Raw genomic sequence first — 22,482 nt, 5'->3', positions numbered from 1 at the left:
CCCATCCGTACGGAGTGACCGCATTGACCAAGATTACCCTTATCGGCGCCGGCAGCACGGTGTTTGCCCAGAACATTCTCGGCGACATTCTCAGCCGCCCGGCCTTCGCAGATTGCACGATCAGCCTGCACGACATCGACGGCGACCGGCTTTCGACGTCCGAGATCGTAACCCGGCGCATCTGCGAAGCCTTGAAGCTTTCGAATGTCCGCGTCGAGGCGACGATGGATCGGCGTGTCGCGCTGAAGGGCGCCCGCTTCGTGATCCTGATGTTCCAGGTGGGTGGCTATCGCCCGTCGACGGTCATCGACTTTGAGATTCCCAAGAAATACGGCTTGCGCCAGACCATTGCCGATACACTTGGCATCGGCGGCATCTTCCGGGCGCTGCGCACCATTCCAGTGCTGAAGGGGATCTGTGAAGACATGCAGGACCTCTGCCCCGATGCGCTGCTGATGAACTACGTCAATCCGATGGCAATGAACTGCTGGGCCGTTGCGAAACTGGCCCCCGAAATCCGCACCGTCGGGCTTTGCCATTCGGTTCAGCACACAGCCCAACATCTGGCCGAATGCCTCGGCGAGGATATCCGCGACATCGATTATGTGTCGGCAGGCATCAATCACGTCGCCTTCATGCTGAAATACGGCAAACGGCTTCCAGACGGCTCCTTCGAGGATCTTTATCCGCGTCTCAAGGCGTTGGCCGCGTCCGACAAGGTGCCGGATGACGATCGTGTGCGCTTCGACATGTTGCGGCGTTTCGGGTATTTCGTCACCGAATCCTCCGAGCATTTCTCCGAATATGTGCCGTGGTACATCAAGCGCGGCCATGAGGACCTGATCGGCAGGCTGAACATTCCGCTGGACGAATATCCGCGTCGTTGCGAAAGGCGACTGGGCGAATGGGCGCAGCAGCGCAAGGATCTGGAGGGCGACAAGCCCATCGAGGTGTGCCGCTCCGACGAATATGCCTCGGCAATTCTCAACGCCATGGTGACAAACGAACCGGAGCTGATCTACGGCAACGTTGTCAATCACGGCCTGATCGGCAATCTGCCCTACGAGGCGGCGGTCGAGGTGCCTTGCCATGTCGACCGCAACGGCATCCAGCCGATCAAGGTTGGTGATCTTCCTGCCGAGCTCGCAGCGGTCATTCGTCTGAGCACCAATGTTCAGGAGCTGACTGTTCTGGCCGCGTTGACCGGTAAACGCCACTATGTCGAGCAGGCGGCGATGCTCGATCCGCACACGTCCTCGGAGCTGGCGCCCGACCAGATCGCGGCTCTCGTCAGCGACATGATCGAAGCCCACGGCAGCATGGTGCCCCCGCTCTCCTGAAAACATCAATGACCACATTCGGAAAACGCTCATGACCGATGTCAAGATTTCACAACTGCGCAAGTCATACGGCATCCAGGCCGCGCTCCATGGGCTGGATATCGACATGAACAGCGGCGAGTTCGTTGTGCTCGTCGGGCCCTCGGGATGTGGCAAGTCAACCCTGCTGCGGATGATCGCCGGGCTGGAGAGCATAACCTCGGGCATCATCTCCTTCGGCGGAAAGGTCGTGAACAATATCCCGGCGAAGAACCGCGACATTGCGATGGTCTTTCAGAACTACGCTCTCTATCCGCACATGACCGTACGCGACAACATGGGCTTTTCGCTGAAGCTCAGGAATGTCGGTGAGAAGGAGCGCAACGCCAGGGTCGATGTCGCCGCCAAAAGCCTTGGCCTTTCGCATTTGCTGGACCGCTATCCGAGACAGCTTTCGGGTGGACAGCGCCAACGCGTCGCCATGGGCCGAGCCGTGGTACGCGAGCCGGCCCTGTTCCTGTTCGACGAACCGCTTTCCAATCTCGATGCAAAGCTTCGCGTCCAGATGCGGACCGAAATCAAGCAGATGCACAATCGTCTTAAGGCGACGATGATTTATGTCACCCATGACCAGGTGGAGGCAATGACACTCGGCGACCGTATCGTCGTGATGCGGGACGGCCGGGTGGAACAGATCGGCAAGCCGATCGATCTCTATGACGAACCGGCCAATGAATTTGTCGCAGGTTTCCTCGGGTCGCCCTCGATGAACTTCATCAATGGGACCCTTGGCGCGGACAGGCAAAACGTGGTTCTGGCCGATGGCAGCGTGCTAACCCTGCCGGCCCCAGTCGCCGGAGAGGCCGGCCAGGCGGTGCATCTCGGCCTTCGTCCCGAGCAATTGCTGCCGTCCGACACGGGACTTTCCTTCGAAATTGACGTGATCGAGCCAACCGGCGGAGACACGATCGTCATGCTGAGGAATCCCGCAATAGTCGGCGAAGCGTCCATCTGCCTCCTTCTGCACGAGCGCTACGACCTACGCTCCGGACAAATGCTGACGATCGCACCAAAGCCGAATACGGGCCACGTCTTCGACGCGAAGGACGGTCGACGGCTTCTGCCATCCGTCCCGGTGACCATGATGCAGAAGGCCATATGAGGTGTCTGCCGCCTGGTCGAGACTAGCCGTCCAAAAGAGTACTTATGAAAGAATGACGTCATGACCTTCAAACACCCTTCAGCAACCTGGACTGAAATCCTCAAGCAGCCCGGCATATGGCGCGCCTGGGCAGATGACCTTGTTGAACAGGCGGCGGAAATCCGTGATTGGATCGAAAGGATTGGCGTCAGGGAAATCTGGCTTTGTGGTGCGGGTACGTCCGCCTTCATCGGCGACATTCTCTCCTCCGTACCATGCAATCTGGCTGGCAATCCCGTTGTCCGCGCGGTGGCTACGACCGATTTCGTCGCATGTCCGGCGGATTTCGTCCGGCAGGGCAAGGATGTTCTGGTCGTTCAGTTCGGACGCAGCGGAGACAGTTCCGAGACTATCGGCATGCTGCACCTGCTGGATCAGGTGATGCCCGACGCTCATCGCCTGCATGTAACCTGCAATCCGGACGGAGCGCTGGCAAGACGCTCGGTTTCCGGCCCCGGCGAGCAGCGTATCCTGCTATTGCCCGAGGATACCCACGACCGCGGCTTCGCGATGACATCAAGCTTCACCACCATGTTGCTGTCGGCGCTTGCCTGCCTCGACAACAGCTTCGATGCGGCCAAGACAATGCCCGCGCTGGCCGATGCCGCGGAAAAGATACTCGGGGAGCTCTCGACGTTGGACGGTCCGGCTTGCCCCTCGCGTTTCGTAGTTCTCGGGGCAGGGCCTTTGAAGGGCCTCGCGCGAGAGGCATCGCTTAAGGTTCTGGAACTGACCGCCGGCGAGGTTCTGGCGCAATGGGACAGCCCACTGGGCTTCCGTCATGGACCGAAGGCATCCGTGCTGCCGGGAACCCATGTCGCCGTGATGATCCATCCGGACGCGCACACGGCCCGATACGATCATGATGTCGCCGCCGAGCTGCGCAGCCAGTATCCCCAATGTGTTGTGACCACGCTTGGCGCGTCGGGTTGCGACATAAGCATACCGGCCATTGGCGAACCGCGCGCGATCGCGGCACTCTATGTGCTGGTCGCCCAGGTCTGGGCGGTCCGCTGGTCGGCGTCCCTTGGCCTCGATGTCGACAATCCCTTTGCCGGCGGAACCCTGTCACGGGTCGTATCCGGTATCACCATCTATCCGTGGGCGGCCTAATGAACGATTCAGGGTACAATCTGGACAAAGGCATACGACGCAACCGATTGCAGGGTGACTTTTCCTTTGTGTCGGTTTGCTCCGCTCATCCGGATGTCATTGCCGCATCGCTTGACCTTGCAGAGGAGCTGGCTTCGCCGATCATTGTCGAGGCTACCAGCAATCAGGTCAATCAGTTTGGCGGCTACACAGGTATGCAGCCGGCAGACTTCATCGCCTTCGTGACAGACATAGCGGCCAGAAGCGGCTGCTCGACAGGCCGCATCCTGTTTGGTGGAGACCATCTTGGCCCGCAGGCCTGGCGTGACCGACCATCGGAGAAAGCCATGGCGATGGCCGAGGACATGGTACGCTCCTATGTCCGTGCCGGTTTCACCAAGATTCATCTGGATTGCTCCGAGGGATGCCGGGGTGAGGCGGCTCAATTGCCGGACGAGGAAGTTGCCACACGAGCGGCCAGACTTGCGCGCGTCTGTGAAGACGAGTCCGCCGGCGGGCCGACGTTGAGCTATGTCATCGGCACGGAGGTTCCACCACCCGGCGGCTCAAGAATGGAGCACGCTGCCATCATACCCACGGACCCGGCGCGTGCGCGCCGCACGATCGACGTGCACAGGGCTGCTTTCGAGCGCGAAGGGATCGCCGAGGTGTGGGGCAGGGTGCGGGCGCTGGTGGTCCAGCCGGGTCTCGAGTTTGGACCGGATCACATTGATCATTTCGATTGCAGCGCGCCTGATCGGTTGAGTGCTATCCTGGAGGATTTTCCGGACATGGCGTTCGAAGCACATTCCACCGACTATCAGCGTGCCGAGGTTTATCCCGATCTTGCCGCCCGTCACTTTGCGGTGTTGAAGGTCGGGCCGGCTCTAACCTATGCCTATCGGGAAGCCATATATGCGCTGTCCCACCTGGATGGATGGCTCACAGGCAGCCCGCATATCTCGCAGGTCATGGATGGGCTCATGCGTGCGGAGCCGAAATTCTGGGCCGGTCACTATCGCGAAGCGGACGACAATGCCCTGCGGTTGATGCGGCATTTCGGTTACGCCGATCGCATCCGCTATTACTGGGCGCATCCGTTGGCCCAAAAGGCCGTGTCGGAGCTTGGCGATCGCATCGATGCCGCGGCCAGCGTGCTGACGCGACCGGCTCTCTCGCAATATTTTGCGGCGGATGAAATAGCTTGGGCCTTGGATCGGCGCAGCCGGCTGTTTTCCAACCTCATCCACGCCCATATCCGGACGGCCCTGAGACCGTATTGGATCGGCAGCGAACAGATTTCAAGCCAGGGCAATCTGGGAGCTGGACAACTGCCCGCGCCGAAGATCCAGAACTCGTAACCATTATAGCCGTTCAGAGCGTCGGGGATTTACCGTCGTGAGTGTTGTTTCTTAAAGACCGAAACTTTCGGCTTTCTCGGCTGTTGTGGCTCCGGCGGTAAAACTCCGCCGGTTCACTCTTTCCGCAGGATGGACGCGTTCAGCTCCGGCGGGCGCGCCCGATCGCATCAACGAGCCCCTTTTCATCGAGCACGCCGGGGTAAAGGTTCGACCCGATCACGAAGGCGGGGGTGCCCGCGAAGTTGAAGGCCGTGGCCTGGGCGTAATTGCGATCCAGCAGTCCCGAGATCTTGTCAACGTGCTTGTTCACGGCAGCAGCGATTTCATCCATGGATAAGCCGACGCCCGTCAGCGTATTCTCGATGTCATCATGTGTCAGCCGGCCCCCGGTCTTCATGAGGGCATCCAAAGCAATCTCGTACTTGCCGATCTGGGCAGCGCCCAGAACCGCCTGGGCCGCGAAGATCGAGGCATCGCCGAAGATCGGCCAGTCCTTCATGATCAGCTTCACATTGCCGTCCCTTTCTATGACCTTTTTCACGGTCGGATATGCCTTCTTGCAATAGGGGCACTGATAGTCGAAGAACTCGACAACCGTGACATTGCCTTTCGGATTGCCGAGAAATGGCGCGTCCTTGTCCTTGAAGACCGCGTCCTTCGACAGCTGTTGTCCGAGGGCCAGACGGCTGTCGAAGACCGTCAGGGCGCCGAAGGCGAGGGCAGATGTCAGTATTGTGCGACGCTTCATCATCAGAATTCTCCCTTTCCGGATTCTTTAGCAGTGAGGACAACCATCCTGGACCCTTCCGGAACGCGGGCGTAGAGATCGATGATATCCTGGTACAGATAATGAATGCGGGCATGGGGGTCGACGACGATCGTGCCGGGCGCACCGGAGCCGCGATGATTGACGATCTGGCGAATGTTGCGCGGATCAATCTTCGACACATCCACCGCAGGAATGGTGTCCTCGCCATACTGTCTCTCGCCATATATAGCCTGCGCCCGCGGATAGACAGGCGGTGGAGATGGCTTGGACGATGTGCCCGTCGGCTGCGAGCGGGCGGCAAGCAGGAGAGAAATCCGCGGCCCCAGTGTCACGACATCCATCAGGGCGTCCCTTTGGCCGCCAGGCCGGAAGCGGCCAGCTTTTCGACCGTCACGTCGCCCACCAGGCGCGTTCCGGCCACTTCCTGCCTTTTTCGGTCGAAGAAGATCATCGTCGGCGGACCGATGGCGTGGAGGGACTTCAGGAGTTCGTCGGTCTCTGGAGAGGACACGGTCATGTCGATGGTCAGCAGGCGCGCGCCATCGAGAGCCGCAGAGACGCTCTCGTCCGGCAGAACGGTCCGCTCTATGGCGCGGCAGGTGACGCACCAATTCGCGGTCACATAGACGAGGCTCGGCCTGTTCTCGGCCGAAGCTTCGGCCAGCACCGCATTCGGTGCTTGCGGCGAGGCGACGGCGTCAAAGTCCGATTTCGTGATTTCGTTCGTGGTTGTCTTTCCGACCTCTGCCCTCATCGTGAGCGGCTTGAGAGGGGCAAGCGGATCATGTGCACCGAGACCGACGCCGACGAGCAGCAGGGCTCCCCAGACGATCGAAACGGTGGCCACAGATCGCGAGACGACGGCGGCGCCGTGAGACGCAGTTTCAACCCGCATCTGCCAGAGGAACACTCCGACCGATACGGCCAGGCACGCCCAGGCGAAAAGCGTCAGCGTTTCAGGAAGAAGAGGGCTAACCATCCAGATCGTCGTTGCGATGAAGCCGAAGCCGAAGGCGGAGCGGATGCTTGCCATCCACGCCCCGGCACGCGGCAGTGCCTTGCCGCCGAGCGTAGCCATCACGATCAGGGGGAGGCCTTTGCCAAGTCCAAGCGCGAACAGCGCGGCCGCCCCGATGAGGACATCGCCGGTGCGAGCGATGTAGAGAAGCGCGCCGGCAAGTGGCGCCGTGACACAGGGGCCGATGAGGAGTGCGGAGGAAAAACCGAGAACCGCAGCCCCACCCAACGACCCGCCTCGGCGAGTGCCGGACGACAGCCGATTGCCGAGCGCCGTCGGCAACCGGATCTCGAACAGTCCAAAATTGGAGAAAGCGAGGATCAGAAACAGGCCGGCAATGACGATGGTCGCCGCTGTTGACTGCAGGGCAAATTGCAGGTTTTGCCCAGACCAGGCCGCGACCATGCCGAACACCCCGAAGGCCAGTGCAAGCGCCCCGACATAGACGCCTGAAAGCGCAAGACCGCGTTTGGGCGAGAGGGCCTCGCCTTCACGCGACAGCATGGCGACAACGATCGGATACATCGGAAAGACGCACGGGGTGAACGCCAGAAGCACGCCGAAACCCACAAAGCCAACCAGGAGCAGAGGCAGGCCGCCGCGCGCCAGGAGTCCATCGACACCGCTCGACGCTTCGTCCTGTGCGAGCGCAAAATCCGGCTTTCGGGAGCTGAACGACGACCATCCGCCGTGTGATGCGTTCGACGGCGGCGCAGAAACCGCGCTTGCGGGCCGGGAATTCCTGAACTGCAGGCTGGCCATGTCTATCGTTTTCGTCACGGGCGGATAGCAGAGCCCGCCGTCCTGGCAGCCTTGATAGGTCAACTCGACCGTCGAAGCCTCACTGACGAGCGTCGCCCTGGCGGTGTCGTAGTAGACCTCCGTCGATCCAAAGCCCGGATCGTCCTTGATCTTGCCATCGGGCGTCTCCAGTTTCAGCGGGCTGCCATCGCCACTTTTGGCGGAGAGATACTCCCGATAGAGATAGTAGCCAGGTTCGATCTGCCATGTGACGGCAACTTCGGTGGTGGAGATTCGTGACAGGGAAGGCCGAAACGCCTCGTCCATCTGGAGGGGCGCATTCTGGGCGATCGCGATGCCGGCAAGGAGCAAAACGGAGACGAAGACCGCCAGGTGCCTCAAGAGCTGCATTCCATCATTCCTCGTTACGCAGTGAATGTGTGCCGTTTCTGCGGGGCAGCTTAAGGCAGGCTTAAGCTGGACAGACCAAGGCTTGAAACGACATTGTTCTCACGGAGGTGTGATGCGTATCCTTGTCATCGAAGACGACGCGGTTCTGCTCGACGGTTTGAAGGTGGGGCTTGGCCTCGCCGGCTTCTCTGCAGACACCGTCAGCACGCTTTCCGATGCGCAGGCAGCGATCGAGAGCGATACCTTTGATGCCATCGTGCTCGACCGCATGCTGCCGGATGGATCCGGACTGGATCTGCTTCGCCGGATGCGCGCCGCCAGCAACCGTACGCCCGTTCTTCTGTTGACGGCCAAGGATGCGGTGATCGATCGCGTTGATGGTCTCGACGCCGGCGCCGACGACTATCTCGGAAAACCCTTCGACCTCGACGAAGTCGCGGCACGGCTGCGCGCCATCACCCGGCGCGCCGAAGGACGAGCGACACCGCAGCTGACATGGGAAGGAATAACCCTGGATCCGGCCAGCATGGAGGTTCTGAAAGGCGGCGACGTCATTAGCCTGTCGCGGCGGGAATTTGCCGTCCTTTTGGCATTGATGGAAAATCCGACCATGGTTCACTCCAAGCAGATCCTGGAAGCCAGGCTTTATGGCTGGCAGGAAGAGATCGAGAGCAACACGATCGAGGTCCATGTGCACAAGCTGCGCCATAAGCTGGGCGCCACCTCGATCGAAACCGTTCGCGGTGTCGGCTACCGCATGGGGAGGCAATGATGCGTTCCATCCGGCTCCGGCTTTTTCTCATTCTGCTTGCGGCGACGGGTGCCGTATGGCTGCTGGCCGTGCTCTGGACCTATGTCAGCACGCAGCGCGAAGTCGAGCGCGTGCTCGACGCCCGGCTGACGGAGGCGGCGCGCATGGTGAGCTCGCTGATTACCGACCACCATATCGACGTGGCGGCAGCGGCCGATGTGGCGCAGGCCGCCGCCGCACCCGAAGGCTTCGATGTACATGCGGGCGACTATATCCGGCAATTGTCCTGCCAGATCTGGTCTCTCAAGGGTGACCTGGTCGGCCGGTCGGAAAGTGCTCCCACGACGTCGCTCGCCGATCACGAAAGCGGATTCGCCGAAAAGCTCGTCAACGGCGAGCGCTGGCGCGTCTATGCCGTGGTCAATCCCGAGCTCGGTGTGAGGGTCCTCGTTGGCGATAGCATCGAGATTCGCGAAAAGCTGGTGGGTGACGTCATCAAGGGCCAGCTCGTCCCGGCACTGGCGATCCTGCCCATCCTCGCCGGGTTGATCTGGTTGAGTGTCGGGCGCGGTCTTTCACCGCTACGGCAAGTTGCCGACGCCCTATCTCTGCGCTCGGCCGACGAACTGCACCCCGTGGACGACAGCGGAGCGCCTCGGGAGATCAGGCCTTTGCTCGGCTCCCTGAGCGCCTTGTTCCAACGCGTGGAGGCGGCCCGCGAACGGGAGAAGACCTTCATCGCTTATGCGGCGCACGAGCTGAAGACACCGTTATCGGGTTTGAAGACCCAGGCCCAGGTGGCCCTTCGCAGTGATAGTCACGAGGTCCGCGCCAATGCCCTCAAGCAGATCTCGCTCAGCGTCGATCGGACGGGGCGCCTCGTTCGCCAGCTTATAGACCTCGCAGCCGTTGATTCGCTGGACAAGTCTTCGGCATCGGAAACAGTGGCGGTCTATGCCATGGTCGAAGAGCTGCGCGGCGAAATGGCGGTCCTCGTTTCGTCGAGGGAGATTACGGTTGAAAGCGAATTTGCAGAGGACTTGGCCGTCAGCGTGGCAGACAAGACCCTCTTGCGGCTGGCCCTGCGCAATGTCATCGAAAATGCCCTGCAATATGCGCCGCGGAATTCATCCGTCCGGATCATGGGCAAGCAGACCGCGGCTGGCACCACGATTTCTGTGTGCGATACCGGAGCCGGTATCGATGAGAAGGACGAGCAACGTCTGAAGGCGCGGTTCCAGCGCGGCAACAGCGCAAACACGCTCGGAAGCGGCCTCGGTCTTGCAATTGTCGAAATGGCTCTGACAAAGCTTGGTGGGCGCCTGTCGTTCGGGAGACAGGCAGGTTTCTGCGTTTGCCTGGAACTGCCGGTTTCAAAAGCATGAGCGACTGCCCGCAATGCCACAGGAGCATAGGCCGGTCTTAAGGCAGCCTTAAGGTGACGCAGAGAAGTGGGGCCGGTAAACCTCACCAGGAGCGTCTTGCTCGACATGTCCCCACCCTTGTCATCCTGCCCCCTATCTGCCGATCACGGCAGCCGTATCCATATAAAGCGGCTGAAGACCCTGGTTGCCTTCGGATTGCTTTCGATCGGTCTCGTTTCCTGCGTTTCCACTCCGTCGACGACCAGCCCTGCCGCTTCCCCCGCCTTTCAACCGCCGGCAGCCGAACCACGCTCATCCGGCCTTGAGCGTTACAAGGCGCTTGGCGGCGAACCCTTTCCCGTCCCCGCCGTCGATACGCAGCGGATCGGCCGGAAGTTTCTGAAGCAGACCGTCGACTACAAGACCGAGCATCCGCCGGGGACCATCGTTTTGGATCCCCAGAATCGCTTTCTCTATCTGATCAAGAGAAACGGAAAAGCCATCCGCTACGGCGTCGGTGTCGGCAAGGCCGGCTTCGAATTCAGCGGCACCGCCCATATCGGCTTCAAGCGTCAATGGCCGCGCTGGACGCCCACGCCCGACATGCTCAAACGTGACCCCGCCCGCTACGGCAAGTGGGCCCAAGGCATGGACGGCAGTGACAAGAATCCTCTGGGCGCGCGGGCGATGTATCTGGTCAAGGACGGCAAGGACACGCTTTATCGCATCCATGGGACCAACGAACCCTGGACGATCGGAACCGCCGCATCGTCCGGCTGCATACGGATGCTGAACCAGGACGTCATCGACCTCTACAGCCAGGTTCGGCCGGGCGCCGATGTCGTCGTACTCAGCCCCGCAGGGGCCTGATCACCTTACCCACCATCCCACATCAGACCATCAAAGGATCGCATCATGCTGTTGAAAGCACTTCAACGTTCCAGGCCATTTCCGGCAATTCCCGTGGCGCTTCTGCTGGGCGTCATCATGGCAGCGAGTGCGGAAGCTGAAGACAAGGCCTATCCCGAGATCCTCAAGACAATAGAGCAGCAAGGAATCCGGATCCTGGGGGAGATGCAGGTTCCCGGTGGTCTCAGAGGCTTCGCCGCCAAGGCCGGTTCGCAGCCTCTGGCGATCTATCTGACCCCCGACAACCAACACGTGGTCGTCGGTACGCTCGTCGATGCCTACGGGCAGGACATGGCCGAGCAGCAGCTGAAGCAGATGGTCGAACAGCCCCTGACGGAAGCCGCTTGGACCAAGCTCGAGGCATCCACCTGGGTTCAGGATGGCGATGCCGATGCTCCGCGCATCGTCTATATCTTTACCGACCCCAATTGTCCCTATTGCAATCGCTTCTGGCTCGCCGCTCGGCCCTGGATCGACAGCGGCAAAGTCCAGTTGCGCCACGTGATGGTTGGCGTCATCCGCCAGGATTCTCCCGCCAAGGCTGCCGCCATTCTCAAGGCCAAGTCACCGGAAGAGGCGCTTGCGGAGAATGAGCGCAAGCATGCCGATGGCGGCATACGCCCGCTGGATAGTGTGGATGGCGACACCGCGGCAAAGCTTGACCGCAATGCCACCCTGATGACCGACCTCGGCTTCGGCGGCACGCCTGCAATCGTCTTCAAGACCGGGGAAGGCAAGATCGAGACATACGCCGGGATGCCGAGCGAAACACAGATGGAAGGCATTCTGGGACCGAAATGACCGGCCCCACCTTGGCTCCGTGCCATTCAACCGTCAGGAAAAGTTCTCCAGCACCGCCATGAATGTATGGCGGTCGCCCTGTCCCTCGGTCAGGCGAACCCGGCCCTCGATATCGGCGAGGTGATGGTCCATCAATTCCTGTGCCTTGGCCACATCCTTGTCCTTCAACGCCGATATGATCAGGCGATGGTGATCTGCGCCGCAATCGTCCTGCTTTTCTTCCTCGTAGAGCGCCATCACCAGCGACAGGCGCGCGACGATCTTGGACAGCATCTCAGTCATCACCGGGTTGCCGCCGAGTTCCGCCAGCACGATGTGGAACTTTCCCGACAGCACGATTTTCGATTTCTCGTCGCCGTGATGGTGGATGTGCTCCTCCTCGTCGGCGAGCCGGCCAAGCGCATCCAGTTGCTCCGGTGTGACGCGAGCCATGACCAGTTCCAGAATGGCGCTCTCGATCTTGCGGCGGGCCTCGAAGAGGGCCTTGGCTTCTTCTATGCCCGGTTCGGCCACGAAAGTTCCGCGGTTTCGTTTGCGCTCCAGAAGATGGTCGCTTTCGAGCACGCCGAGTGCGCCGCGCACGACCGTGCGACTGACGCCGAAATGATCTGCAATCGCATCCTCGAGAATTTTTGTGCCAGGCTTCAAGGCGCCTTCGCCAATGGCGTTTGCGAGCGTCGTGCGAATACGCTCGGTCACATCGTCATTGGCGTTCTCCGCGGCTTCGGCGGCGTTGGCCTTTGGCGTCGCCTTGGCGCCTTGCCGACGCGTCTTCTTCATGGAAACTCCCGATAATAAGATCAATGTGAAAATCGATCTTATTATTTTCATAGGTATATTCTTGCGTATAGTCGGGACGGGTTCAAAACCGGTTCGTCCAGAGATTTTTCGAGACGTCAGGGCAAGTGGAGAGCCCCGACGTGGATGAAGTGCGTTCAGGCTGCGTGCCGAGTGCTGGAACGTGATGCCAGATCGATCCCGTTTTCGGTGCAGATGGTTTCGATGTGTTTGGCGGATGCCTTGATGAAGGTGATCGCCTCGGCAAACCCATAGCTCTGCGTCTCGTAGGTCGGATAGCCGTAATTGTCCCTCTCATAGGTCTCCCAATCCGGAATGTCGCCGGATGCAACACGCTTGCCGAAGACATCCACCAGAGCGAGATAGGCGTCGAGCTCTTCCGGATCGAGATCTGGATGGCCCGCACGCCAGACCGGGTCGTCAATTTCGATGCATTGACGCGGATTGGCCTTGCGGGGCTTGTCTTCGACGGATGCCGCGACCTCGAGAGAAAGGTTCAGGGCCGGATTGGCCGCCGCCAGAAGCGGAATGATGGTCGCAAAATCGACGATCCCCCGACCGACCGGGCGTGTCTGGAAGTCGAGTCCGCCTGGCGCGCGACCGACATAGGCGTCCTTGATGTGCGTCTGGCGGACATAGGGCGCCACGCGCTTGGCGGCATACACCGGATGTTCGCCACGCTGCAAACCATTGGCAGTGTCGAAGACTACGCCCATGCAGTCGGCACCCACCTTTTCGATCAGGCGGAGAATTTCGAAGGAGGTGATCTCGTCATGGGTTTCCATGTTGAGATGAACGCCGTGGGCGCGGGCGATCGGTGCCAGTTTGTGAAGGACTTTCTCGATGGCCTGAAGCTGCTCGTCCCAGCTGACATCGGTGCGGAAGCGGTCGTTGGCAAGACGACCGCGATATTCCGGCTTGAAGTTTCCGGGTGCGACCCACAGCTCGCGGCAATCGATGGCGGCGCCCGCCTCGATCATCCGGGTGAAGCCGAGGATGATATCGCCATCGCCGATCGCACGGAATTCCGGTGCTTCCGCACTGCAATAGGGATTGACCTTGCCCAAGCCGCTTTCGAGGTAAAGTCCTAGTTCGTCCGCCTTGGTCTTGATGTCGGCAAGCTCGCTGCGGTTCAGGGTCGGGCTCATATCGAGAATGGTGCTGAAGAAGATGCCGCCGAGACCCAGCTCCTTCACATGATCCAGGCTTGCGAGCGGCCCGCGCTTGATCGCTTCCGGCAATTTCTGTCCGTCGATACCGAGTTTCATTTCATTCTCCTTGGTGTTTCCTCACCGGATTCGCTGCAATGGCGATCCTGTTTTCTTCATTGATGGAGCTGGATGTCAGGCTTTCGCTCGCCTCAGCGTCCCCGATCCGGCCCCGCGGCCTTTCGGTGCGAGACGCTTTTCGAGAAAGTGCTGGCCGATCGACGCCACCGACGTGATCGCCAGGTACCAGAGGGAGGCGACACACAGGAGTTCGATGACCAGGAAGTTGCGGGCATAAATGGCCTGCGCCTGGGTCAGGAGGTCCTGCATGCCAATCACCGACACGATTGCGCTTGCCTTCAACATGCCGATGGCCTGATTGCCCGTCGGCGGCACGATCAGCCGGACCGCCTGGGGCAGGACAACCGTTCGCAACGTTTGTAGAGGCTGCAGTCCCAGCGAGGTGGCCGCCTCGCGCTGTCCACGGTCTACCGCGCCAAGGCCACCGCGAATGATCTCGCTCATATTGGCAGCCTCGTGCAGGCCGAGCGCGAGAAAGCCCGCGACGGCCGGTGTGATCAGATCATTGATCGACAGTGTGTGGGTGCCGATGCCTATCTCGGGAACAAAAAGTGCGATATTGAACCAGAAAAATATCTGGACGATCAGCGGCACGCCGCGAAACCACCAGACGAAAGCGACCGCCATGGCCTTCAGGATGATGTTCTCGCTTGTGGCCATGATGGCCACAACACAGCCGATGGCGATGCCAAAGATCATGGCACCAGCCGTCAGTTCCAATGTCAGCACAACGCCGTTCAGTATGACCGGGTCGACCATGTAGCGGGGAATTTCCCCCCACTGTATGTTCTGGTTCCTGGCGATGACCGCAATGACGAGCGCCATCACAAGAATGGCGATCGCTCCCGTTGCAATCTGCCCCCACTGCACGGGCTTTTGTGCTGGAGGAGCAAATGCGGTGCTCAAGGTTTGTGCCGACAGGGTCATGGCTCACTCCACCGGCATGCTGGCAGCGTCGTTGTACTTGACCGTTTCGACCGCGAGGGGAGCAAGGCTCCATTTCTGCATGATTGCAGCATAGGCGCCGCTGTCGACCATGTGCTGCAGCGACGCGATAACGGCGTCACGCAGTTCCGGATTGTCCTTGGAGACCAGCATCCCGAGATAGCCGACGGCAAGGCGGATATCTGGAAGTGCCTGAAGTCCCTTGCCATTACCGACCTGATGTTCGGTCGTGTAGACGCTGGTCGCGTAACCGTTGACGGTTGCGTCGGCGCGACCCGTGCGCACAGCCTGCAGAACGTCAGGCATTTTCGGGATCGACATGATGTTGATCGGCTTTGCGCACTTCGCCGAAGCTGCTTCCACCATTCTGTTCTGAAAGGTCCCGACCGGAACTGCGACCGTCTTTCCGCACAGGTCCTCCATGCTCTTGATGGCGAGCGGATTGCCTTTTGTCGTCATGATCGTGGTGGCGTCATACATGTAGTCGACGACATCGACCTGCTTTTCCAGTTCGACGTCGTCATTGATGCCGGAGATCGTCATGTCGAAACGCTTCGACAGGACGGCCGGCACGATGGCTGCGCCGGCGCCGACATTGGTCATCTGCACCTCTACACCCAGAATAATACCGAGGGCTGCCGCGATATCAGCGTCGATACCGATGAGTTCACCTTTTTCGTCCTGAAAGCTGATCGGCGGCGTAAGGTCGGTTGCGACCTTGATGATCTTCTTGCCCTTGATGCTGGACGGCAGGCCGTCAGCAAGAGCCTGGTCGAATGCGATACCTGGCAGTTTGGCTACGTCATCGCTTGCCACCATCTTGACGGCGGCGCCTTCCGCGGCCTGCGGCAATGTAGCAAAGGTCAATAATGCGATGCCGGTAAGACTGCCCTGGATAAATGTCCTGAAGCTATGCATGGGATCCCCTTTTTTGCTTTTCCATCTGCGTGAATTTTCGGGAATGCTCCATGCAATCGACGTGCCATGTCGACGTTAAGCTGGCTTGTGCTTTGTTAATGTTGATCAATTTTTCTTTATGTGATTCACGGGGCGATTTCGAAAAAATATGCGCATATAAATTCGCACAAAATTTGATCAGGTCAGCTTATAGGCCTCCATATGTCGCAAGTGAAGACGCGGATAAATATCTAAATTACTGAAATAATGATTTTATTTCTGAAAATACTACCGACCTTGCTTACGTCCGTTGTCGCCTTCCAGGGGCAGTCGAAGCCGGAATCTTCCTGTTTCATCCCAGGCGGACTGCTTAATTAATGCGCTTCAACCCCAAATGCTGCACATTTTATAGATTCGAAGATAATGAATGGAAGATATTCGAAAGTTAATTCGCATATCATTAATTATAAAATATCTCATTTAATTCAAGATGATATTGGATTCTCTCCCCACTCAGAAACGAAGTTGGCATGCTGCTTGCTACGTTCCCTGACAAATCCAGGCGGCAAGCAAACTGCCGCTCGATCACATCTCTGCCAAGCGCAGGCATGCCCCGGCATCGCCAGCTCTGGCCAAACGGAGCGATCACGATGCAAGAGACCGCGATGCCAATCGAGGGCAAGCAGCTCAATGTGCAGGGACTGACCCACAGCTATGGTGGGCAGAATGCCGTTACCGACATTTCCTTCAAGGTGGCGGCAGGCGAGATCGTTGCGTTGCTCGGCCCAAGCGGTTGCGGCAAGTCGACGGTTCTCAGGGCTATTGCCGGCCTCATTCAACCCAGGAGTGGTCTCATCGAACTGGGCGGGCAAAATCTCGCCCGCATGTCCGCCCGTTCGCGGGGGATCGGCATGGTGTTCCAGAACTATGCCCTGTTTCCGCATCTGACGGTTGCGGAGAACGTTGCCTATCCGCTTGCCTGCCAAAGGGTGCCGCGCGCCGAACGCCTCGAACGGGTGCACGAAATGCTTTCGCTCGTACAATTGAAAGGTTTCGCTGACCGTTTGCCCCGCGAGTTGTCGGGCGGCCAGCAGCAGCGGGTCGCCGTGGCGCGCGCAATTGCAGGGCGACCATCCCTGCTCCTGCTTGATGAGCCGTTTGGCGCCCTCGACAGGGCACTTCGCTTCGACCTTCAGGTCGAACTCCTGCATCTCCAGAAAACGCTTGGCATCACCACGTTGATCGTCACCCACGACCAGGAAGAGGCTCAAAGCCTGGCGGGCCGCCTCGTGTTGATCAACAAGGGCAATGTCGAGCAGATCGACACCCCCATGGCGGTCTATGATCGTCCCAGGACGCTGTTCGTCAACACGTTCATCGGTCAGGCCAACCTGCTTCGTGGCACGGTGGACACGCTGGGGGACGAAAGCACATCCATCCTTCTCGATAGCGGTAAAGCCGTCATCCTCCCGCGTCGCCTGAACTTCAAGGCCGGATCCAGGGTGACGATCACCGTCCGACCGGAGGATGTGCGGCTCACGACTGCGCCCAGCGACGCCTCATTGCCGGCACGCCTTACCGTTTCGGTTCCCCTTGGCCCAACGCTTGTTCACGACCTCGTTCTGAACGACGGCACGGGCCTGCGGACATCCGAGGTGAGGGGGGCTTCCACCTCAATTCCCGAACCGGGAGCCGAACTCTTCGCAGAGATTGACACCAGCCGGTGTCACGCCTTTCCGAGCGAACCGGAAATTTCCAGCAACTGAAAATCAACAGAGGTGAACGACATGACAGACCTTCAAATCACGCGCCGCCATTTCGGAATGCTCGCTGCCGGTGCAGCGGCAGCGGCGACGCTGCCATTTGCCGCCCGGGCAGCCGGCGAAACGGCTATCGCCGCAACCTTTCCCGGCAATTGGGAGGATGGCTACCGCACTGTCCTGACCCCGCTGGTCAAGGAAGCCGGCTATGATCTCACCATTGCCCCTGCTCTGGCTCAGGATCAGCTGGCCAAGATCATGGCGAGCCCCGGCAACCCGCCTTACGACACGTTGTTGATGTCGCCAGGTCAGATGGCCGTGGCCATCGACAACGATCTGATCGAGAAGATCGATCCGTCGAAACTGAAGAACTGGGACAAGCTCGATGCCTCCTTCCAGGGTGAATATGGTCCGACGGTAACGATCGAGGTCAACGGTATCGCTTACAATCCGGATCTCGTTCCGCGCCCGAAGGGTTATCGCGACCTGTTCGAAAACCCGGCCTACAAGGGGCTGGTTTCCTGGACCGGCTTCGATTCCAACACCGCCGTCATGGCTTACACCGAGATCGCCAAGATTTACGGTTCCGGTCCCGAGGACATGGATGCCGTCTTCAAGCTGTTCAAGGATCATCCCGAACAGCTCCGCGGCGTCGTCGACAGCACCAATCATCAGATGACGCTCTTCCAGCAAGGTGAAATCGCCGTGTTCATGTGCTCGACCGGCAATGTCGCGAGGCTGAAGAGCCTCGGTCTCAAGGCCGAATATGTCGCACCCGAAACAGGTTCGCCGGCCGCTCCGGTCAATATCCACCTGACCAAGGGGGCCAAAAACGTGGATGCAGCTTATGCCTACATGGATGCCGCCATATCCAAGGCCGCCCAGGACAAGCTGAAAATGCCGCCGACCGAAATGTTCCCCACCAACAAGGATGTGGAACTGACGCCGGGCATCGAGGCCTACGTGACCCGCGATCAACTTTCGAGCATGGTCTATCCTGACTGGGCGATGATCAACAAGCATCGCTCGGACTGGATTCGTCAGTTCGACGAACTCGTCGCCGGCTGAGCCTGTCCCATGAAGGCGAGCGGTTTTCCTTACGTGATCCCGATGCTGGTGCTGTCGGTGGCATTCTTTGCGACGCCGCTCGCGGTTCTGATCGGCTACAGCTTCTTCGGTTCTCAAGGTGCTTCCCTTGAGAACTACGGACGTTTCTTCGGCGACGCGTTCAATTTTCACGTCCTGATCAACACGGCCCGACTGGGACTCGAAACAGTGATCGGCACGACCATACTGGGCGTGCCGATCGCACTCTTCTACTGGCACGGCGGTCGCAATGCCCGGCAGGTCATCATTTTCCTGACGCTCATCCCCATGCTGACAAGCAATGTGGTGCGGACCTTCGCCTGGATCGTCATTCTCGGACGCCAGGGCCCCATCAGCGAAGCCCTGATGGCGCTTGGCCTGACGGGAAGCCCGATCAGCCTGATGTTTACCGAGCTTGGCCTGGTGATGGCCATGTGCCAAATCGATCTGCCGCTCATCATCCTGCCGCTGATCGCCATACTCTCGCGGACCTCCGTGCAGTTTACCGAGGCCGCCCAGGTCTCTGGTGCCGGGCCGTGGCGGATCCTTCTGACGGTCCTTCTTCCCATGATACTGCCCGGTCTGCTTGCCGGATGGATCCTCGTCTTTGCCAGCACCAGCAGCTCATTCGTCACCCAGGCCGTGATCGGTGGCGCCCGCAATGTCTATGTGCCGCAATTGATCTACCGCGAAGTCGGTACGCTTTTCGATTGGCCGATGGCTTCGGCGATTGCGGTCGTACTGTTGCTGTCAACCGGTCTCCTCCTGGTCGCCATGGCCATGATTTCCCGTCACAGGAGGCTCATCGGCCATGCGTAGTCATCGTGAAAATCCGATCCCCAACGTCCTCTATCGGGCATTCGTGTTCGGCTTCGGCGGTCTGGGCCTCGTCTATCTGGTGATGCCGATCGTTATTGCCCTGACCATGTCGTTTACCTCGGGACAAACGTTGAAATATCCCCCCGAGGGGTTCTCGCTGCGTTGGTACGAGGCGCTTCTGGACCCGGTCCGCTCCGGAACCGAGCATATAGCGGCCGCAAACTCGCTCAAGATCGCGGGGCTTGCGGTTCTTGGCTCCCTGCTTTTTGCCGTACCGGCCACCATCGGCATGGCCCGTATGAAGCGCAGCGCTGTCAATTCGATTGAACCGCTGCTGCTGGCGCCTCTGGTCCTGCCGAGCCTCGTCTATGGTCTCGCAGCCTTGATCGTCGCCAATTTTGTCGGCTTTCATCCGTCGCTCTGGCTCAACGTGGTTGGTCATGTGGTCGTCTTCGGGCCGCTGATGTACCGGGCAGCCTCCGTGGTGGCCCAGGGCATCAACCCCTCGCTTGCCGAGGCCTCCACCATCATGGGCGCCGGCTGGTTCACGACGCTGAGGCGCGTGACCTTGCCGCTGCTGACACCCGGCATCCTGGCCGGCGCCTTTCTGGTCTTCATCCAGTCGCTCGACAATGTTTCCGTCTCCCTCTTTCTCGCCGACGCCCAGACCACGGTGCTGCCGCTGCGCATGTTCGCGCTGATCGAGGAATCGCTTGATGTCAGGGTTGCCGCCATGTCGGGAATTCTGATCGGTTTGACACTGGTGGTGATGCTGGTCGCCCGGAAGGTGCTGGCGCCGTCGCGGTCTGGCTGATCCACAAACAAATTTCTGGAAGGAACACCCAATGAACTCAACTGCCAATATGGCTGGCGCCTATCGCATCGGATCGCAGCTCGCCGATTTCCAGCCGGACTTCGACTTCAATCCGCCCTTGCCCCTGCCGGTCGAGGAATTCGAGGAACGGCTTCGCCGCATCCGGCGTCAGGCCGTGGAGGCTGGCCACGATGCGCTGATCGTGCATGCCGGAGGGGTTGGCTGGTTTCACACCTCGAACCACTATCTGCGGTATATCTGCGACTGGATGCGCGAAGGCGTCCTGATCATCCCCACCGACAATGACAAGCCTCTGACGCTGCTCTCGTTCTTCACCCAGTCCGTACTCCTGCCGCCGGGCGGCGAGCCGGTGCTGGTCGAAGACATCTGGCAGATCGGTCCGATCGGACGCGAATATGCCGACCGCCCTGGGGATAGCGTGGTGAAGACTGCGGAAAAATGCGCCGAACTGCTTGCTGACATGGGGCTTTCGAAGGCGCAGATCGGTCGGATAGGTGATCGCACGTCGCTCACCTTCTGGTCCGCGCTTGATGAGTTCATGCCGAAGGTGAAATTCATCGCCGAAAATGCCATTCTCGACCGCATGCAGAAGGTGCGTTCGCCGCGCGAAATCGAGATGTTTCGGGCTGCGGCGCAACTAGTAAGCATCGCCACGCAGGCCGCCTATCACGTCGCAAAGCCGGGTGTAACCGACCACGAGATCTATGCTGCCTTCACTCAGGCGCAGCTTGCGCTCGGAGGGGAGACCGGTGACGGCTACCAGATCGGCATCAACGAATTTGGCACCCATTGCGGCAAGCCCTATGGCCACGTCGTCAAACCGGGCGACCTGATCAATCTCTACGTCTCCAACATCACCTATCGCGGCTACACGGCGCAGACGGCGCGCATGATTGCGGTTGGCGAGATCACCAGGCGACAGGAGGACGTACTGGCCGCCTGCACCGAAGGCGTCAAGCGGGCGGAAAAGCTGATCCGTCCAGGTGCGTTGATGCGTGACGTCAATAACGCCGCCTTCGAACCGATGATCGAACGCGGCATGCTGGTCTCAGCGGAGGCCCGCAGCATGCCCTATAACTGGGCGCCGATGGAGGATGGAAGTGCACGTCTCATCCCCCGCCAGTATGTGAAAAATGTCGATTGGGAAGCGCAGGGCCGGCGACTGATGCATGTCTACCCGGCGACGCATGGTCCGCATAACCCCAATCTCGGGCATTCCGTCGGTATGGCCGGCGGGCAGAACAGCTTCAATATCTCCTCGCACAATTATGACCGGATGGAAGAGGGCATGGTGTTCGTATTGCATGCCCAGTGGCTTGAGCCGCTCTCGGCAGGCTGCAACGTCGGCGACATGTACGTCGTCACCAAGGATGGTTTTGAAAACCTCTCCCGGCACACGCCACTCGAAACCCACCGTATCCCAGCCGAGGCATGACATGACCGAGCATACCCATTTTGACTTCGCCAGACTTGATGAACGCCAGCGCTACAAGATCCTGATCGGGACCGTCATACCGAGACCGATCGCGCTTGTGACCACTGTTGACAGGCAGGGTCGGCCGAATGCGGGGCCGTTCAGCTTCTTCAACGTGCTGACGCACGATCCGGCGATCGTCGCTATCGGTGTCGAGAATTATTCTGACATGCGCTTCAAGGATACCGCCCGCAATATTCGCGAGACCGGCGAATTCACCGTCCATATCTGCGACAACGCGCTTGTCGATCGGATGGAAGTTTGTGCCATCAAATTCGACCCCGGCGTGGACGAAATGGAGGAAGCCGGGCTGGAGACAACCCCCGGGCTGATGGTGGCAAGTCCGCGCATCCTCGCTGCGCCTGCCGCTCTCGAATGCCGCCGGCACACCACACTTCAGGTGGGGCCTGCCCGCGAGATTATTCTCGGTGAAGTGGTTGGCGCCTTCGTCCGCAGCGATGCGGTAAACGCCTCGAACCTGCATATCGACCAGCAGCTGATGGACGCCGTCGGGCGCATGGGCGGGCACACCTATGCGCGAACCCGAGACCAGTTCGATATCAAGACACTCTCACCGGTAGAATGGGAAAGCCGGAAAAGCGGGCATGCAAAGGCTGCAGAATGATGATGCCCTGATAACTCTTGACGACCGGCGGGCCTCCCACCGCAGGATCCAGATCCTGCCCCGCAAGGCCGTCTGCCGGCTAAACGAGGCCCGGGCCGAGGCTGGCGACAAAAGGTAGCTTAGCGCCTGCTTACTGTTCGGTCTGATGCCTGCTTCGTGGATACCGAGTCGAGATGTATTCAATAAGGCTGGAGCGCAATAATGAAACGAAGGAAGT

22 protein-coding genes are annotated in these 22,482 nt (G+C 59.7%); 14 read left to right on the top strand and 8 right to left on the bottom strand.

Annotated elements, in window-relative coordinates:
* Positions 1-23: 23 nt before the first annotated feature.
* Together NN662_RS20625 and NN662_RS20620 are read left to right on the top strand one after the other, a co-directional pair.
* A complete protein-coding gene (locus NN662_RS20625) occupies positions 24-1,340 on the top strand; it encodes an alpha-glucosidase/alpha-galactosidase (RefSeq protein ID WP_261932295.1) in 1,317 nt (438 codons plus the stop codon).
* 31 nt (positions 1,341-1,371) lie between these two features.
* Positions 1,372-2,481 (top strand): ABC transporter ATP-binding protein, encoded by a 1,110-nt coding sequence (locus NN662_RS20620; protein ID WP_261932294.1) that lies wholly within the window; start codon positions 1,372-1,374, stop codon positions 2,479-2,481.
* Positions 2,482-2,559: 78 nt separating this feature from the next.
* Here NN662_RS20620 and NN662_RS21510 read toward each other — a convergent pair whose 3' ends face one another.
* The gene (locus NN662_RS21510) at positions 2,560-2,925 is read right to left on the bottom strand and encodes a hypothetical protein (RefSeq protein WP_410010997.1); all 366 of its coding nucleotides are present in this window, start codon (positions 2,923-2,925) and stop codon (positions 2,560-2,562) included.
* Here NN662_RS21510 and NN662_RS20615 point away from each other — a divergent pair.
* On the top strand, positions 2,902-3,633 hold the full coding sequence (locus NN662_RS20615; protein WP_410010996.1) for a hypothetical protein: 732 nt from the start codon (positions 2,902-2,904) through the stop codon (positions 3,631-3,633). The two genes, NN662_RS21510 and NN662_RS20615, sit on opposite strands and share 24 nt — an antisense overlap.
* Positions 3,633-4,973 (top strand): class II D-tagatose-bisphosphate aldolase, non-catalytic subunit, encoded by a 1,341-nt coding sequence (locus NN662_RS20610; RefSeq protein ID WP_261932292.1) that lies wholly within the window; start codon positions 3,633-3,635, stop codon positions 4,971-4,973. Before NN662_RS20615 ends, NN662_RS20610 begins: the two co-directional genes overlap by 1 nt.
* 139 nt (positions 4,974-5,112) lie before the next feature.
* Here the strand turns inward: NN662_RS20610 and NN662_RS20605 are convergent, their stop codons facing one another.
* From NN662_RS20605 to dsbD, 3 genes are read right to left on the bottom strand one after another with little or no spacing between them, the layout of a single operon-like run.
* Positions 5,113-5,724: a DsbA family protein gene (locus NN662_RS20605; protein ID WP_261932291.1), complete on the bottom strand. Its 612-nt coding sequence runs from the start codon at positions 5,722-5,724 to the stop codon at positions 5,113-5,115.
* Complete coding sequence (locus tag NN662_RS20600; protein ID WP_261932290.1) at positions 5,724-6,083, bottom strand: hypothetical protein; 360 nt, start codon at positions 6,081-6,083, stop codon at positions 5,724-5,726. The genes NN662_RS20605 and NN662_RS20600 overlap by 1 nt, the downstream gene beginning before the upstream one ends.
* Positions 6,083-7,912, bottom strand: a complete 1,830-nt coding sequence (gene dsbD / locus NN662_RS20595) for a protein-disulfide reductase DsbD (RefSeq protein ID WP_261932289.1) — start codon at positions 7,910-7,912, stop codon at positions 6,083-6,085. Before dsbD ends, NN662_RS20600 begins: the two co-directional genes overlap by 1 nt.
* 112 nt (positions 7,913-8,024) lie before the next feature.
* Here dsbD and NN662_RS20590 point away from each other — a divergent pair, with 112 nt between their 5' ends.
* From NN662_RS20590 to dsbG, 4 genes are all read left to right on the top strand, one after another.
* Complete coding sequence (locus tag NN662_RS20590) at positions 8,025-8,684, top strand: response regulator transcription factor (protein WP_261932288.1); 660 nt, start codon at positions 8,025-8,027, stop codon at positions 8,682-8,684.
* Positions 8,681-10,048, top strand: a complete 1,368-nt coding sequence (locus NN662_RS20585) for a sensor histidine kinase (protein ID WP_261932287.1) — start codon at positions 8,681-8,683, stop codon at positions 10,046-10,048. The genes NN662_RS20590 and NN662_RS20585 overlap by 4 nt, the downstream gene beginning before the upstream one ends.
* Positions 10,049-10,153: 105 nt before the next feature.
* On the top strand, positions 10,154-10,897 hold the full coding sequence (locus NN662_RS20580; protein WP_315972619.1) for a L,D-transpeptidase: 744 nt from the start codon (positions 10,154-10,156) through the stop codon (positions 10,895-10,897).
* Between the two features lie 45 nt (positions 10,898-10,942).
* Positions 10,943-11,737 carry a thiol:disulfide interchange protein DsbG gene (dsbG, locus tag NN662_RS20575; protein ID WP_261932286.1) on the top strand — a complete coding sequence of 265 codons (795 nt, stop codon included), beginning with the start codon at positions 10,943-10,945 and terminating at the stop codon, positions 11,735-11,737.
* Between the two features lie 33 nt (positions 11,738-11,770).
* On the opposite strand, the gene NN662_RS20570 is transcribed toward dsbG, so the two are convergent.
* The 4 genes from NN662_RS20570 to NN662_RS20555 form a co-directional block, all read right to left on the bottom strand.
* Positions 11,771-12,517, bottom strand: a complete 747-nt coding sequence (locus tag NN662_RS20570; protein ID WP_261932285.1) for a GntR family transcriptional regulator — start codon at positions 12,515-12,517, stop codon at positions 11,771-11,773.
* A 155-nt stretch (positions 12,518-12,672) separates the two neighbouring features.
* A complete protein-coding gene (locus NN662_RS20565; RefSeq protein ID WP_261932284.1) occupies positions 12,673-13,803 on the bottom strand; it encodes a sugar phosphate isomerase/epimerase family protein in 1,131 nt (376 codons plus the stop codon).
* A gap of 75 nt (positions 13,804-13,878) precedes the next feature.
* On the bottom strand, positions 13,879-14,751 hold the full coding sequence (locus tag NN662_RS20560) for an amino acid ABC transporter permease (protein WP_261932283.1): 873 nt from the start codon (positions 14,749-14,751) through the stop codon (positions 13,879-13,881).
* Between the two features lie 3 nt (positions 14,752-14,754).
* Complete coding sequence (locus NN662_RS20555) at positions 14,755-15,687, bottom strand: ABC transporter substrate-binding protein (protein WP_261932282.1); 933 nt, start codon at positions 15,685-15,687, stop codon at positions 14,755-14,757.
* Positions 15,688-16,316: 629 nt separating this feature from the next.
* Between NN662_RS20555 and NN662_RS20550 the strand changes: the two genes are divergently transcribed.
* From NN662_RS20550 to NN662_RS20525, 6 genes are read left to right on the top strand one after another with little or no spacing between them, the layout of a single operon-like run.
* Positions 16,317-17,432: an ABC transporter ATP-binding protein gene (locus NN662_RS20550; protein ID WP_261932353.1), complete on the top strand. Its 1,116-nt coding sequence runs from the start codon at positions 16,317-16,319 to the stop codon at positions 17,430-17,432.
* Positions 17,433-17,453: 21 nt separating this feature from the next.
* Positions 17,454-18,494 carry an extracellular solute-binding protein gene (locus NN662_RS20545; RefSeq protein WP_261932281.1) on the top strand — a complete coding sequence of 347 codons (1,041 nt, stop codon included), beginning with the start codon at positions 17,454-17,456 and terminating at the stop codon, positions 18,492-18,494.
* A gap of 9 nt (positions 18,495-18,503) precedes the next feature.
* Positions 18,504-19,331, top strand: coding sequence for an ABC transporter permease (locus tag NN662_RS20540; RefSeq protein WP_261932280.1), 828 nt, complete (start codon positions 18,504-18,506; stop codon positions 19,329-19,331).
* Positions 19,324-20,145, top strand: coding sequence for an ABC transporter permease (locus tag NN662_RS20535; protein ID WP_261932279.1), 822 nt, complete (start codon positions 19,324-19,326; stop codon positions 20,143-20,145). The genes NN662_RS20540 and NN662_RS20535 overlap by 8 nt, the downstream gene beginning before the upstream one ends.
* 31 nt (positions 20,146-20,176) lie before the next feature.
* Positions 20,177-21,601, top strand: a complete 1,425-nt coding sequence (locus NN662_RS20530; RefSeq protein WP_261932278.1) for a Xaa-Pro peptidase family protein — start codon at positions 20,177-20,179, stop codon at positions 21,599-21,601.
* A 1-nt stretch (position 21,602) separates the two neighbouring features.
* The gene (locus NN662_RS20525; RefSeq protein WP_261932277.1) at positions 21,603-22,265 is read left to right on the top strand and encodes a flavin reductase family protein; all 663 of its coding nucleotides are present in this window, start codon (positions 21,603-21,605) and stop codon (positions 22,263-22,265) included.
* The last annotated feature ends 217 nt before the right edge of the window (positions 22,266-22,482 follow it).

The sequence above is a fragment of the Rhizobium sp. NRK18 genome, from assembly GCF_024385575.1.
Lineage (GTDB): Bacteria > Pseudomonadota > Alphaproteobacteria > Rhizobiales > Rhizobiaceae > JANFMV01.
Note: the sequence above shows the minus strand (reverse complement) of the source record. Positions and strands in the feature narration are given on the sequence as shown.

Bases quoted from the DNA above. Each gene is read 5' to 3' on its own strand.
- NN662_RS20620 (WP_261932294.1), top strand. From the start codon at position 1,372: ATGACCGATGTCAAGATTTCACAACTGCGCAAGTCATACGGCATCCAG.
- NN662_RS20615 (WP_410010996.1), top strand. From the start codon at position 2,902: ATGCCCGACGCTCATCGCCTGCATGTAACCTGCAATCCGGACGGAGCG.
- NN662_RS21510 (WP_410010997.1), bottom strand. From the start codon at position 2,925: ATGCAGGCGATGAGCGTCGGGCATCACCTGATCCAGCAGGTGCAGCAT.
- NN662_RS20610 (WP_261932292.1), top strand. From the start codon at position 3,633: ATGAACGATTCAGGGTACAATCTGGACAAAGGCATACGACGCAACCGA.
- NN662_RS20605 (WP_261932291.1), bottom strand. From the start codon at position 5,724: ATGATGAAGCGTCGCACAATACTGACATCTGCCCTCGCCTTCGGCGCC.
- NN662_RS20600 (WP_261932290.1), bottom strand. From the start codon at position 6,083: ATGGATGTCGTGACACTGGGGCCGCGGATTTCTCTCCTGCTTGCCGCC.
- dsbD (WP_261932289.1), bottom strand. From the start codon at position 7,912: ATGCAGCTCTTGAGGCACCTGGCGGTCTTCGTCTCCGTTTTGCTCCTT.
- NN662_RS20590 (WP_261932288.1), top strand. From the start codon at position 8,025: ATGCGTATCCTTGTCATCGAAGACGACGCGGTTCTGCTCGACGGTTTG.
- NN662_RS20585 (WP_261932287.1), top strand. From the start codon at position 8,681: ATGATGCGTTCCATCCGGCTCCGGCTTTTTCTCATTCTGCTTGCGGCG.
- NN662_RS20580 (WP_315972619.1), top strand. From the start codon at position 10,154: ATGTCCCCACCCTTGTCATCCTGCCCCCTATCTGCCGATCACGGCAGC.
- dsbG (WP_261932286.1), top strand. From the start codon at position 10,943: ATGCTGTTGAAAGCACTTCAACGTTCCAGGCCATTTCCGGCAATTCCC.
- NN662_RS20570 (WP_261932285.1), bottom strand. From the start codon at position 12,517: ATGAAGAAGACGCGTCGGCAAGGCGCCAAGGCGACGCCAAAGGCCAAC.
- NN662_RS20565 (WP_261932284.1), bottom strand. From the start codon at position 13,803: ATGAAACTCGGTATCGACGGACAGAAATTGCCGGAAGCGATCAAGCGC.
- NN662_RS20560 (WP_261932283.1), bottom strand. From the start codon at position 14,751: ATGACCCTGTCGGCACAAACCTTGAGCACCGCATTTGCTCCTCCAGCA.
- NN662_RS20555 (WP_261932282.1), bottom strand. From the start codon at position 15,687: ATGCATAGCTTCAGGACATTTATCCAGGGCAGTCTTACCGGCATCGCA.
- NN662_RS20550 (WP_261932353.1), top strand. From the start codon at position 16,317: ATGCAAGAGACCGCGATGCCAATCGAGGGCAAGCAGCTCAATGTGCAG.
- NN662_RS20545 (WP_261932281.1), top strand. From the start codon at position 17,454: ATGACAGACCTTCAAATCACGCGCCGCCATTTCGGAATGCTCGCTGCC.
- NN662_RS20540 (WP_261932280.1), top strand. From the start codon at position 18,504: ATGAAGGCGAGCGGTTTTCCTTACGTGATCCCGATGCTGGTGCTGTCG.
- NN662_RS20535 (WP_261932279.1), top strand. From the start codon at position 19,324: ATGCGTAGTCATCGTGAAAATCCGATCCCCAACGTCCTCTATCGGGCA.
- NN662_RS20530 (WP_261932278.1), top strand. From the start codon at position 20,177: ATGAACTCAACTGCCAATATGGCTGGCGCCTATCGCATCGGATCGCAG.
- NN662_RS20525 (WP_261932277.1), top strand. From the start codon at position 21,603: ATGACCGAGCATACCCATTTTGACTTCGCCAGACTTGATGAACGCCAG.